The organism is Microbacterium limosum (assembly GCF_036324365.1).
Lineage (GTDB): Bacteria > Actinomycetota > Actinomycetes > Actinomycetales > Microbacteriaceae > Microbacterium > Microbacterium limosum.
Genome location: NZ_CP137080.1, coordinates 2,703,201 through 2,714,408 on the forward strand (window position 1 = coordinate 2,703,201; position 11,208 = coordinate 2,714,408).

The 11,208-nt window shown below is 71.3% G+C and carries 14 protein-coding genes and 1 pseudogene; 8 read left to right on the top strand and 7 right to left on the bottom strand.

Features of this window, described 5'->3' with window-relative positions; translation table 11 throughout:
• Window positions 1-41 precede the first annotated feature (41 nt).
• Both RYJ27_RS13025 and purB read left to right on the top strand, forming a co-directional pair.
• Window positions 42-596: a low molecular weight protein-tyrosine-phosphatase gene (locus RYJ27_RS13025; RefSeq protein ID WP_422732843.1), complete on the top strand. Its 555-nt coding sequence runs from the start codon at window positions 42-44 to the stop codon at window positions 594-596.
• Window positions 593-1,963: an adenylosuccinate lyase gene (purB, locus tag RYJ27_RS13030; protein WP_330170714.1), complete on the top strand. Its 1,371-nt coding sequence runs from the start codon at window positions 593-595 to the stop codon at window positions 1,961-1,963. The genes RYJ27_RS13025 and purB overlap by 4 nt, the downstream gene beginning before the upstream one ends.
• Here the strand turns inward: purB and RYJ27_RS13035 are convergent.
• Together RYJ27_RS13035 and RYJ27_RS13040 are read right to left on the bottom strand one after the other, a co-directional pair.
• On the bottom strand, window positions 1,957-2,280 hold the full coding sequence (locus RYJ27_RS13035) for an amino acid transporter (RefSeq protein ID WP_330170715.1): 324 nt from the start codon (window positions 2,278-2,280) through the stop codon (window positions 1,957-1,959). The genes purB and RYJ27_RS13035 overlap by 7 nt on opposite strands.
• Complete coding sequence (locus RYJ27_RS13040) at window positions 2,277-2,930, bottom strand: acyl-CoA synthetase (RefSeq protein WP_330170716.1); 654 nt, start codon at window positions 2,928-2,930, stop codon at window positions 2,277-2,279. Before RYJ27_RS13040 ends, RYJ27_RS13035 begins: the two co-directional genes overlap by 4 nt.
• Window positions 2,931-3,048: 118 nt before the next feature.
• Here RYJ27_RS13040 and RYJ27_RS13045 point away from each other — a divergent pair, with 118 nt between their 5' ends.
• Window positions 3,049-3,582, top strand: coding sequence for an iron chaperone (locus tag RYJ27_RS13045; RefSeq protein WP_330170717.1), 534 nt, complete (start codon window positions 3,049-3,051; stop codon window positions 3,580-3,582).
• Window positions 3,583-3,592: 10 nt separating this feature from the next.
• A complete protein-coding gene (locus tag RYJ27_RS13050; protein WP_330170718.1) occupies window positions 3,593-4,855 on the top strand; it encodes an NAD(P)/FAD-dependent oxidoreductase in 1,263 nt (420 codons plus the stop codon).
• 6 nt (window positions 4,856-4,861) lie between these two features.
• Here the strand turns inward: RYJ27_RS13050 and RYJ27_RS13055 are convergent, their stop codons facing one another.
• Window positions 4,862-5,653, bottom strand: a complete 792-nt coding sequence (locus tag RYJ27_RS13055; RefSeq protein ID WP_330170719.1) for an alpha/beta fold hydrolase — start codon at window positions 5,651-5,653, stop codon at window positions 4,862-4,864.
• 58 nt (window positions 5,654-5,711) lie between these two features.
• Here RYJ27_RS13055 and RYJ27_RS13060 point away from each other — a divergent pair, with 58 nt between their 5' ends.
• On the top strand, window positions 5,712-6,407 hold the full coding sequence (locus RYJ27_RS13060; protein WP_330170720.1) for a class I SAM-dependent methyltransferase: 696 nt from the start codon (window positions 5,712-5,714) through the stop codon (window positions 6,405-6,407).
• A 16-nt stretch (window positions 6,408-6,423) separates the two neighbouring features.
• Here the strand turns inward: RYJ27_RS13060 and RYJ27_RS13065 are convergent, their stop codons facing one another.
• From RYJ27_RS13065 to RYJ27_RS13080, 3 genes are all read right to left on the bottom strand, one after another.
• Complete coding sequence (locus RYJ27_RS13065) at window positions 6,424-7,680, bottom strand: MFS transporter (protein WP_330172063.1); 1,257 nt, start codon at window positions 7,678-7,680, stop codon at window positions 6,424-6,426.
• A 234-nt stretch (window positions 7,681-7,914) separates the two neighbouring features.
• Window positions 7,915-8,658 (bottom strand): beta-xylosidase family glycoside hydrolase, encoded by a 744-nt coding sequence (locus RYJ27_RS13075; protein WP_479691272.1) that lies wholly within the window; start codon window positions 8,656-8,658, stop codon window positions 7,915-7,917.
• Between the two features lie 148 nt (window positions 8,659-8,806).
• Window positions 8,807-9,235 carry a rhodanese-like domain-containing protein gene (locus RYJ27_RS13080; protein ID WP_330170722.1) on the bottom strand — a complete coding sequence of 143 codons (429 nt, stop codon included), beginning with the start codon at window positions 9,233-9,235 and terminating at the stop codon, window positions 8,807-8,809.
• Window positions 9,236-9,360: 125 nt separating this feature from the next.
• Between RYJ27_RS13080 and RYJ27_RS13085 the strand changes: the two genes are divergently transcribed.
• From RYJ27_RS13085 to RYJ27_RS13095, 3 genes are all read left to right on the top strand, one after another.
• Complete coding sequence (locus RYJ27_RS13085) at window positions 9,361-9,927, top strand: DUF4395 domain-containing protein (RefSeq protein WP_330170723.1); 567 nt, start codon at window positions 9,361-9,363, stop codon at window positions 9,925-9,927.
• 321 nt (window positions 9,928-10,248) lie between these two features.
• On the top strand, window positions 10,249-10,470 hold the full coding sequence (locus tag RYJ27_RS13090; protein ID WP_330170724.1) for a type II toxin-antitoxin system VapB family antitoxin: 222 nt from the start codon (window positions 10,249-10,251) through the stop codon (window positions 10,468-10,470).
• Window positions 10,467-10,871: a PIN domain-containing protein gene (locus tag RYJ27_RS13095; protein WP_330170725.1), complete on the top strand. Its 405-nt coding sequence runs from the start codon at window positions 10,467-10,469 to the stop codon at window positions 10,869-10,871. Before RYJ27_RS13090 ends, RYJ27_RS13095 begins: the two co-directional genes overlap by 4 nt.
• A gap of 59 nt (window positions 10,872-10,930) precedes the next feature.
• Here RYJ27_RS13095 and RYJ27_RS13100 read toward each other — a convergent pair.
• A pseudogene (locus tag RYJ27_RS13100) lies at window positions 10,931-11,170 on the bottom strand (recombinase family protein); the annotation flags it as partial.
• Window positions 11,171-11,208: the final 38 nt, after the last annotated feature.

Sequence of the window (11,208 nt, forward strand, 5' to 3'; positions counted from 1 at the left end):
CTGGGGAGGAGGGATCGACCCGCGCCGCTGCCGTTGGCACAATGGGCGACATGTCGCGACCCGATGACTCTTCGGCGTTCCGCGTCGTCTTCGTCTGCACCGGAAACATCTGCCGCTCGCCCATGGCCGATGTCGTCTTCCGGCAGATGGCGGATGCCGCGGGCCTGTCCTCGCGCGTCGCGTCGACCAGTGCGGCGACCGGCGACTGGCATGTGGGCGAGCAGGCGGACCACCGCACGCTCGCCGCACTGGAGCGCCAGGGCTACGACGGTCGCATCCATCGTGCGCGGCAGTTCACCCTCGAGTCGTTCGCCGCGAACGACCTCGTGGTGGCGCTCGACCGCAGCCACGAGCGGATCCTGCGCGGGTGGGCGCCCAGCGAGGAGGATGCCGGCAAGGTGGCGCTGCTGATGTCCTTCGAACCCCGGCCCCACACGCTCGACGTGCCCGACCCCTACTACGCGGGGCCCGCGATGTTCGACGACGTGCTCGGTATGATCGAGAGCGCGACCCGGTCTCTCTTCCGCCAGCTGGAGCCCGCGCTCCGTTCGGGGTCGCGATCCCCTTTCCTCACCCCGCCCGGAGCTCTGTCTTGACGTCGCTGCCCTTCCAGCCGCTCAGCCCCCTCGATGGCCGGTACCGCCCCGCGGTCGCCCCGCTGTCCGAACACCTCTCGGAGGCCGGCCTCAACCGCGCGCGGGTCGAGGTGGAGGTCGAGTGGATCATCGCTCTCACCGATCGCTCGCTGTTCGACACCTCACCGCTGCCCGAGGAAAGCAAGCTCGCGCTGCGCGCCCTCTACCTCGCGTTCGGGCAGCAGGAGATCGACTGGCTCGCCGAGCGCGAAGCGGTCACCCGCCACGACGTGAAGGCCGTCGAGTACCTGGTCCGCGATCGCCTGTCCTCGCTCGGCCTCGACGCGATCGCCGAGCTGACGCACTTCGGCTGCACGAGCGAGGACATCAACTCACTCGCCTACGCGCTCACCGTCAAGCGGGCCGCGCTCGAGGTCTGGCTGCCGGCCCTCCGCGCCGTCATCGACCGCGTCGCCGCGCTCGCCGACGAGCACCGCGACGCCGCCATGCTCTCGCGCACCCACGGTCAGCCCGCGACCCCCACCACGATGGGCAAGGAGCTCGCGGTGTTCGCGGGGCGCCTCCGCCGCGTCGCCGACCAGGTCGCGGCATCCGAGTTCCTCGGCAAGTTCTCCGGCGCCACCGGCACGTGGTCGGCGCACGTCGCCGCGGCGCCCGAGGTGGCGTGGCCGACCGTCGCCCGGGAGTTCGTCGAGTCGCTGGGGCTCGGCTTCAACCCGCTCACGACGCAGATCGAGTCGCACGACTGGCAGGTGGAGCTGTACGACCGCATCCGTCACGCGGGCGGCATCCTCCACAACCTCGCCACCGACGTGTGGACCTACATCTCGCTCGGCTACTTCACGCAGATCCCCGTCGCGGGCGCCACCGGCTCGTCGACGATGCCGCACAAGATCAACCCGATCCGGTTCGAGAACGCCGAGGCCAACCTCGAGATCGCGGGCGCCCTGCTCGCGTCGCTGTCGACGACGCTCGTCACGAGCCGCCTGCAGCGCGACCTCACCGACTCCTCGACGCAGCGGAACATCGGCGTCGCGTTCGGGCACTCGCTGCTCGCGCTCGACAACCTGCACCGCGGGCTCGGCGAGATCTCGCTCGCGGAGGACGCGCTGCTGGCCGACCTCGACGCCAACTGGGAGGTGCTCGGCGAGGCGATCCAGACCGTCGTGCGCGCCGAGGTCGTCGCGGGCCGCTCGCGGATCAGCGACCCCTACGCCCTCCTGAAGGAGCTCACGCGCGGCCGCCGCGTCGGCGCGGAAGACCTCGCCGCGTTCGTGCAGACCCTCGAGATCGGCGACGACGCCAAGGCGCGCCTGCTCGCTCTCACCCCCGCGACCTACACGGGGCTGGCGACCGAGCTCTACTGAGCGCGGGGGGATGCCGCTGCATCCCCGTCGCCGGAGTCGTCCGCAGGCTCGTCCGGCAGCAGCACGGGGCGGTCGACGGGCCGCTCCACCTGCGCGGGGTCGACCGCGAGGAGCAGCAGCGAGAGCCCGAGCAGCACGCCGATGAACGTCACGCCGGCGACGACGAGCGCGAGCGGAAGCACGCTCGTGCCGCCGCCGGTCTGGAAGCCGCCCGCGGAGAAGAACGTGACGACGCCCGCGAAGACGGCGCACGCGAAGGCGATGCCCAGCAGCTGAACGGGGCGCATCAGGGCGCGGCGGGTGGGTCGGTCGCTCATGCGGTGCCCTCCTCGGGCGCGGGGGCCACGGCATCCGCCTCACCGGCGGCCTTCGGGCGGGGGGAGAAGGCGGCGATCGCGAGGTAGACCGCCACGATGGCGGCGTACCCGCCGAACACGCCGACGGCGATCGTCGTCCCGGTCAGGGTGAAGGTGCCCGCTTCGTCGATCGTGTACTCGAGCACGTACTGCGCCGGGATCACGAGCATCGCGGCGCCCAGGACGAGGGTGAGGATGCCGACGGTCACGGCATCCCGTGCCTGTCCGCGCCGCGCGGCGTCGGCCCGGCGCTCGCGGAGCCCGGAGAGGAGCTCCACCGCGCCCGACACGAACGCCCACGCGATGACGAGGACGAAGAAGGTCGTGCTCGTGCGCCAGGGGCCGATCCCGGCGATCATTCCGGCGATGACCGCGACCGCCCCGAGCGAGAGCGGCGCCCACCGCCTGCCGGCGGGATAGGTCAGCCACGCCGCGAGGAAGAACACGATCGCCGTGAGGATGCCGAACCCGCTGAACACCGAGAGTCCGACCGCCGCGGAGTGATCGGGGGAGAACGTGATCATCAGCGCCGCGATCGCCGCGGCACCGGCGCGGGCCAGCTGCACGTGGTGCACGGCGAAGCGCTCGGCGGGGACGGACGGGCTTGACACGACGGAACCTTGCGTAGACGAGGGGATGCCTCCAGTCTAATGGGGGTGCATCGCGTGGCCCGGGGGGGATGGCTCCGGCGGTGGGCGGCGAAGGCCGTCCCCCGGAGCAGTCGTGCGGGTGCGCGCGTGCCGCGACCTGCCGGGGAACCTCATCCGCGCGGGCGAGATCGCCCGAGCAGGAATCATGGCGGGGAACGGATCGGCCCAGGACGGCTTCAGCGACGCCGAACGCGCCGCGATGAAGGAGAGGGCCGCCGAGCTGCGCGCCCAGCGCGGCGGAGCGAAGAAGGCCGATCAGGCGCAGGCGGTGCAGGACAAGATCGCCGAGATGCCGGACGAGGAGCGTGCGCTCGCGGAGAGGGTGCACGCGATCGTGGTGATGAACGCGCCTCAGCTGGATCCCAAGCTCTGGTACGGCATGCCCGCGTATGCGAAGGACGGCGCGGTGGTGTGCTTCTTCCAGGCGGCCACCAAGTTCGACAGCCGGTACTGCACCGTCGGTTTCAACGATGCCGCCGCGCTCGATGACGGCCCGATGTGGCCGACCGCGTTCGCGCTCACGGCGATGACGCCGGAGACCGAGGCGCGGCTGGTCGAGCTCGTGCGCCGAGCGGTGGGCGCCCCCGCGCCGAGCGAGGAGCCGGGCACCTAGGCTCGGTGGAGTGGAGCAGCACGACGTCATCGTGATCGGCGCGGGGCTGGCGGGCCTGCGCGCCGCGACCCGGCTCGCGCTCGACGGGCTCGACGTGACGGTGCTCGAGGCCTCGGATGCCGTGGGCGGGCGCCAGCGCACCGACCGCGTCGACGGCTTCCTGCTCGACCGCGGCTTCCACGTGCTGAACCCCGCCTACCCCGCCGTGCGACGGTGGGTCGACGTCGAACCGCTGCGCGTGCGCCGGTTTCCCGTGGCGGTACGGGTGCGCCGCGCCGGCGGGGTGCGCGAGCTCGCGCACCCCCTCCGTCATCCCTCGCACCTCGTCGCGACGCTGCGGAGCAGCCTCGTGACACCGCGGGATGCCGCGATCCTCGCCCGCTGGCTCGCTCCGGTGCTGCTGCGGCCGCAGGCCGTCGCCCGCGGCGACGACCGCGCCCTCGCCGAGGCCTGGACGGCGCTCGGCCTGCGCTCGTCCCTGCGCACCGAGGTGCTCGAACCGTTCCTCGCCGGTGTGCTGGCCGACGACTCGGGGGAGACCTCCGACGCGTTCGCCCGGCTGCTGCTGCGGTCGTTCGTGCTCGGCCGCCCGGGTGTGCCCGAGCACGGCATCGGGGCGGTGCCGCTGCAGCTCGCCGCGATCGCACGGGCGATCGGGGCACGCATCCGCGTCGACGCCCGCGTCACGGCGGTGCGGCGCACGGGCCGATCGACGGAGGTGGCGATCGCGGGAGCGCCCGCCCTCGAGGCGCGCGCGGTCGTCGTCGCCGTCGGCGGCGAGGCGCTGCCGGGCCTTGTCGACCTGCCCGCCGCGCCCACGAAGGGCCTGCAGACGTGGTGGTTCGCGAGCGAACAGCCGCCCTCGGCATCCGCCTCGCTCTCGGTGGACGGCCGCCGACGGGGACCGATCGTGAACACGGTCGTCATGTCGCACACGGCCCCCGGCTACGCGCCCGAGGGGATGCATCTGGTGCAGGCGACGTGTCTGCTGCCGGGAGGGGAACGGGCGGCGCCCGCGGAGGGCGACGTGCGGCGGCAGCTCACGGAGATCTGGGGTCGCGACGCCGGATCGTGGCGGCTGCTGCGACGGGACGACATCCCCCACGCCCTCCCCGCGCAGCCGGCGCCGCTGCGGCCCGCCAAGCCGGCCCGCCTGTCTCCGGGGCTGTACGTCGCGGGCGATCACCGCGACACCGCCTCGATCCAGGGCGCGCTCGTGTCGGGGGAACGCGTGGCCCGAGCGGTCGCGGGCGACCTGCGGCGGGGACGCTGAGCGCCCTCAGCGCAGGAAGAACTCCACCGCGGCACGGCGGAAGTCGCGCGAACCGGGGGTGTTGAAATGATGCCGGCCGGGGATCTCGACGAACTCCCCGCGGGGCGTCGCCTCGGCCAGCCCGCGTGAGCGCTCGAGGATGGCGTCTTCGCTGCCCGTGGCGAAGAGGATGGGCTGCTGAGGGGGATCGGCGGGGTCGGGATCGGAGTCTCCCAGGCGCATCCCCTCGGCGAGCGCGACGAGCGCCCGCAGGTCGTTTCCGCTGACCCGCTCGGCGAGGGTGACGTAGTTGCGCGTCACCGGGTCGGTCACCTCGGTGCCGTCCTCGACGAACGCGCGGGCCTGGTCGAGCTTCAGCCGGCCGAGCGGCGTGCCGTCCGGGATGCCGCCCAGCACCGCGCTCGAGACGCGGAGCGCGGCGTCGACGGCCAGCTGCCACCCGACGCGCGCGCCGAGCGAGTACCCGGCGTAGCGCGCTTCGTCGATGAGGTAGGTGTCGAGCACGACCTCGAGGTCGTCGATGAGGGCGGGCATCGAGTAGGCCGCGGGATCGTGGGGCTTCTCGCTGGCGCCGTGTCCCCGCTGGTCCACCCCGATCACCCGGAACCCCGCGCGAAGCAGCTCCCGCACCCACCCCGTGCTCACCCAGTTGTCGCGGCAGCTGGAGGAGAAGCCGTGCACCACCAGCACGGGTTCGTCCCCGTCATCCCCCCACGTGTAGGTCGCGATGCGCAGGCCGTCGCCCGACATCACGAACCGCGGGTCGGGCATTTCGGTCAGGAGGGGAGCGGCATCCATCCCCCCAGCATTGCGCATCGGTTTGCGGTGCGAGCGCGCACGGAGCCATGATCTCGGCATGGACGACAACGGCGACGAGAGACTCCCCGCCGAGGATCTCGACGCCACCGAGCGCGCGGCGGCCGACCCCGCGGCGCACTGGGAGCAGCGTTACGCCTCGCGCGGCTCCGTCTGGTCGGGGCGCGTCAATCGCACCCTGGTCGATGTCGCGGGGAACCTGTCCCCCGGATCGGCCCTGGATCTCGGGTGCGGCGAGGGCGCGGACGCGATCTGGCTCGCCGAGCGGGGCTGGTCCGTGACCGGGGTGGACCTCTCTCCGACGGCCGCGCGGCGCGCGACCGACGCAGCGCGGGCCGCGGGAATCGGGGAGGACCGGGCGCGATTCGTCGCCGCCGATCTGACCGCATGGAGCCCGGAGAGGAGCGTAGACCTCGTCGCCGCCACCTTCCTGCACTCCATGGTCGAACTCCCGCGGGCGGCGATCCTCCGTCGTGCCGCGACATGGGTCGCGCCGGGCGGCCACCTGCTCGTCATCGCGCACGCCGCCGCGCCGCCCTGGGCGGCAGGTCTGCGCGAGCACGCCCACGAGCACCGGCAGGCGTTCCCGACCCCGGCGAGCGAGATCGCCGACCTCGACCTGGATGAGCGCGAGTGGGTGGTGCGCATCGCCGAGATCCGCACCCGCGCGGCGACCGGCCCCTCGGGCGAAGAGGCGGACCTCGAGGACTCCGTCCTGCTCGTGCAGCGCCGCTGAGTCTCGGAAGCGCCGCTCAGCGCGGGCGGCGCGGCGGCTTGGGGCGGTCCAGGCCGATGTGGATGCGGGTGCGCTTGCGCTCCAGCGAGATGAAGAAACCCCCGACGAGCCACAGCGGCACCTGCGTCAGGAACGCGACGCGGAACGCCTCGAGCGAGTAGGTCTCCGGTGTCCCCGCTCCCTGCAGGTCGAGCGCGAGGCCGATGAGGAACACCGCGAGCAGGCCCGCGAGGAATCCTCCCGAGTTCGTGATGCCCGTGGCGGTGCTGAGGCGGTGGCTCGGGTTGTGCGTGCGCGCGTGGTCGAACGCGATCATGGATGCCGGGCCGCCCAGCGCCAGGGCGATGACCAGCGCGAACAGCAGCCACAGCGGCGCGGGGCCCGGCCACGCGATCACGCACAGCCAGGCGATCGCCTGCGCCGCGACCGTCGGCAGCACCAGCGCCCGCGAGCGCACATTCGGCAGCCGGCTGGAGAGCTGGCCCATGAACGGGCCGATGACGATGCTGACGAGCACGAGGGTGGACATGAGGGCCGCCGCCTCGGCCTGGTCCAGTCCCTCGCCGGCGGTGAGGAACGGCATCCCCCACAGCATGATGAACGCCGTGCCCGCGAACGGTGTCGTGAAGTGCGACCAGAACGCCAGCCGGGTCCCCGGGTGCGACCAGGCCGCGCGGATGCCGACGCGCGTGTCGACCGAGGAGGTCACCGTGGTGATCGCCCCCGTCGACGTGTCGACCGAGACATCCGCGGTGCGTTCGGGCGGGTGATTGCGGATGATCAGCGCCACGAGCACGGCGAACAGGATGCCGAGGCCCGCGACGCTTCCGAACGTGATCGACCAGCTCGTCGCGTGCAGGAGCGCCGCGAGCGGGATGATCGCGACGATCTGCCCCAGCTGTCCGAGGATGCCGGTCAGCTGCACCATGAGCGGGCCCCGCTGGGCCGGGAACCAGGTCGCGATCAGGCGGAGCACGCTGGGGAAGACCGCGGCGTCGCCCGCACCGAGGAGCAGGCGCGCGGCGATCGCGATGCCGACGTTGGGGGCGAACGCGATGGCGAGCTGGCCCGCCGCCATGAGCACCATGCCGATCGTCATGATCGGCCTGGCCCCGTAGCGGTCGAGCAGGAGGCCCACGGGGATCTGCATCGCGCCGTAGATGCCGAGCTGGAGGACCGCGAACATCGACAGCGTCGAGGCATCCGCCTGGAAGCGCTCCGCCGTGTCGATCCCGACCGCCGCGAGCGAGGTGCGGTTGGTCACCGCGAGCATGTAGGCCGCGACCCCGACGCCCCAGATGGTCCACGCCCGCCACGAAGGCGTGGCGAGTGCGGTGTGCGACACAGGGCTTCTTCGGTTCGGGGAGGGCTGTCCTCCCAGCCTAATCACGCCTCCGATGCGCGAAACACCATATCCGCGCCGAGACACCAGCAGCCGCACGCCGTCTCGCCGCAGATGTGGTGTCTCACGCGGCGGGGTGCATCACCACGGCGCGGCCCGCGATGCTCACCCACTGCGCGCCGGAGACCTGCGCGACCGTCGCGCGGGGGTCGCGCTCGATGTTGCGCACCTTCTGGGTGCCGTCGGAGGTGATGATGCGCACGACCCCGTCGCGGCCGACGCCGCGAACAGCCCGACGAACGCACCGGTGAAGCCTCCGGCGAACTCGGTGCTCAGGAAGCGCGCCTCCAGAGGCGTCTCCTCGGTCCTCGACCCGTCGGCAGCGGTCGCGGAGAAAATGTACTCGTCTCCATCCCCGCGCACCTCGAGGACGACCGGCCCGAACGGAACCTCCTGGAGCACGGTCTCGAGGTCGATGCGACCGATGACCTGCCGCAGCGCCACCTCCGAGGCGTCGCCGGCCCGGCGCACGGCGAGGCTGAAGAAGTGCGACTCGTTCATCCACACGACAAGGCCTGCCTCGTCGCCCGTCCCGTCGGGAGCGCTCTCGAGGAGCGCCCGGGAGACGAAGTAGTGGTGCTGCTGACGGCGTCCCACGAACGAGGGGAAGCGGTTGTCGCGCAACGGTGCCCCCGTGGGCAGGGTGAGCGACCCGGGGCGCGACAGCAGGACGTCGAGAGGAACGGGTCGGCGGAGGAACTGCCAGCTCGGGTGGAGCGTCTCCGCGTCGAAGTCGTCGCGCACCGGCGCGGGGCGAACCTCGTGCGCGGGCAGGGACGGGCGGGGCAGCGCGACGGCGACCTCGCTCTGCTCTCCCACGCGGGGCCAGCCGTCATCCGTCCAGCTCACGGGGGCGAGGAGCGTCTCGCGCCCCAGGACGTGGCGCGGCCACTGGCCCCGAGGCCGCACGTCGAGGCAGACCCGAAGCGGCGGAATGACGCGGAGTGGTCGTTCCGGTTCTACAGGTCCGCGCCGTGAACGGTGAGGCCGGCCGACGTCACTGGACGATGGCAAGACCTGTGGCCTGTTCGGCCTCGGAGATCCCGCCCGCGTCCTGCACGTCGAGTCCCGCATCCTCCATCGCGGCGACCGCCTGCGCGGATCGGTTGCCGGTCTGGCAGTAGACGACGTACTCGTCGTCGGGGTCGAGCTCCGCGATGGCCGCGTCGAACTGCGGGGATTGAAAATCGATGTTGATGGCGCCGTCAAGATGCCCGCCGGCGTACTCCGCGGGTGTGCGCACATCGACGACGACCGTGTCGTCGCCGATGACTATGGAGCCAGGCGCCGTGGCGGCGCAGCCGCTCATCACGACGGAGAGAGCGAGGGCCGCGCCGAGCGCGACGGCTCGCAGGCTACGCCGCGGCATAAGGGTGACCCCCGCACCGCTGGTCAGCCGGAACTCCGTAGAGCGCCTCTTCCACATGCTGACCGCACCCTTCCCACGTTGCTTTGCCGCACTGCCCACACGTCATACGAGCACACATCTCCTGCGCCTTTCGTCGGGATCGGATTCAATCCGAGTATACCCCCCTGGGTATACTCGGATCTATGCACTCATCTCGCTCGAGGAAGGAACCGCCTGTCGTCGGTCAGTGGGTCGCGGGGCTCGATGTCCCGGTCGTGAACGAACGCGCGGTGCGGGCGTCGGCGGGGATTCTGTTCCTGGGTGGGTTCTCGGCGTGGCTGTGGAGCGTGAGCACGGGGGATCTGCAGCCGATGCGGATCTTCGGAATGGCGTTCGCCATCGAGATGATGCTGCGGCTGTTCGTCGGAACGGCCTTCACGCCGACACTCGTCCTGGGTACGTTGATCACGCGCCCGCAGCGCCCGGAGTGGGTGGAGTCGCGATCGAAGCTCCTCGCCTGGCGCCTGGGTTTCGGGATGTCCCTAGCGGGATGCTTCAGTCTGGGGTGGCTGGGCTTGCCGGCGATCATTGCTCAGGTGATCTGTGGGATGTGCCTCCTACTGCTGTACCTGGAGGCGGTCTTCGGGATCTGTGTGGGATGCGTCCTCGGGCAGCGCTTCGCACGTCGCAAGCCGCAGCTGTGCGCGGGGGACACCTGCACCTACACGCCCCCGGCGAAGGGTGAGCAGCATTCGATCCTCCGTGACTGAGCCCGGGTCGCGACGGCTGGGCAACGGTATCCCGAAGCTCAGCTGGGTGGGGCCGGGTTGGCGGCCGCACCATCCGGATGCCGGCGGCCACCACCAGAAGCCCGAAGGCTCCGCCGCACTTGTGCGGGGCGGATTGCGTCGAGCGCGCGGAGCCGATTGTGGGCACCGCCCGGAAGTGGATCGGCGGATCCGCTTGCGTGCGTCGCGCGTAGGAGGGAGCTTCTTGGGCACCTGGCTCGATGGAAGCCGCACGCGCTTGAGATCGATGCGGCGGCGGGCGAAGGGTCTATATACTGCTTTATATAAACCGGAGGAGGAGTCATGACCGTCACGTCAATCGACATCGACCCGAACGAGCTGCGCCAAGCGAAGGAGCTCGCGGGCACGACCTCCAATCGCGAAACGGTGGATCTCGCCCTGCGCACTCTCATCGCCGTCCGTCGCCAGCCGGCAGCCGTCGAGCGGATCATCGCCCGTACGTTCGAGCCCGACCAGATCGACGCGCCGACGATCCCGCCGGCGACGGCGATTGCCGGCCAGTGACGACCTACCTCGTCGACAACAGCATCTGGCAGAAGGCCTCGACGAGCGAAGCGATTGCGACAAGGCTTCGGGAACTCTCGCCCACTCACCTGATCATCACCTGCCCGCCGCAAGTCCTCGAGTACTGCCATTCGGCTCGGAGCCCGCAGGAGTACCAAGAACTCCGCGCGGACATGGAGCAGCTACTGTCGGCATGGGAACACCCCCACGAGCAGCAAGCCTTGGACGTTCAGCAGGCGCTGTGGGACACCGGGCTCATGCGAGCGGCAGCGGCGTTCGATTGCCTGATTGCGGCGTACGCGGTCGCCAACGACGCTGTCATCCTGAACTCCGACCACGACTTTGGGTTCATCGAGATCGCCACGCGGGGCGCGGTCCGGCAGGAGTACGTGGCGCCCTAGGGGACTTCCGACCTGGTCAGTAGCACTGTGACGGATCGGACCGGGCCGCGGCCTCGGGCCGCCAGCTTGGGCTGCTTGCCCTTCAGATGACCCTTCGCCCGCGCCACCGCCATCCCTTCCTTCGTGCGCATGCCGATCAGCTCGCGTTCGAACTCGGCGACCATGGCGAGCACGTCGAAAAGCAGCCTCCCCGCCGGGTCTGTGGGGTCATGCCTGCTCCCGCCGAGACTGAGCGCGACGCCTTTCGCAGTCAGCTCGTCGGCGATGTCCCGTGCGTCCCTCACCGATCGGGCGAGCCGCCAATCAGTATTCCGTTTCATGCCGCCGACGGTGCCAC

Bases quoted from the DNA above. Each gene is read 5' to 3' on its own strand.
- RYJ27_RS13025 (WP_422732843.1), top strand. From the start codon at position 42: ATGGGCGACATGTCGCGACCCGATGACTCTTCGGCGTTCCGCGTCGTC.
- RYJ27_RS13035 (WP_330170715.1), bottom strand. From the start codon at position 2,280: ATGAGCGACCGACCCACCCGCCGCGCCCTGATGCGCCCCGTTCAGCTG.
- RYJ27_RS13055 (WP_330170719.1), bottom strand. From the start codon at position 5,653: ATGGATGCCGCTCCCCTCCTGACCGAAATGCCCGACCCGCGGTTCGTG.
- RYJ27_RS13090 (WP_330170724.1), top strand. From the start codon at position 10,249: ATGACCGTCACGTCAATCGACATCGACCCGAACGAGCTGCGCCAAGCG.
- RYJ27_RS13060 (WP_330170720.1), top strand. From the start codon at position 5,712: ATGGACGACAACGGCGACGAGAGACTCCCCGCCGAGGATCTCGACGCC.
- RYJ27_RS13065 (WP_330172063.1), bottom strand. From the start codon at position 7,680: ATGCTCGCGGTGACCAACCGCACCTCGCTCGCGGCGGTCGGGATCGAC.
- RYJ27_RS13080 (WP_330170722.1), bottom strand. From the start codon at position 9,235: ATGTGGAAGAGGCGCTCTACGGAGTTCCGGCTGACCAGCGGTGCGGGG.
- RYJ27_RS13085 (WP_330170723.1), top strand. From the start codon at position 9,361: ATGCACTCATCTCGCTCGAGGAAGGAACCGCCTGTCGTCGGTCAGTGG.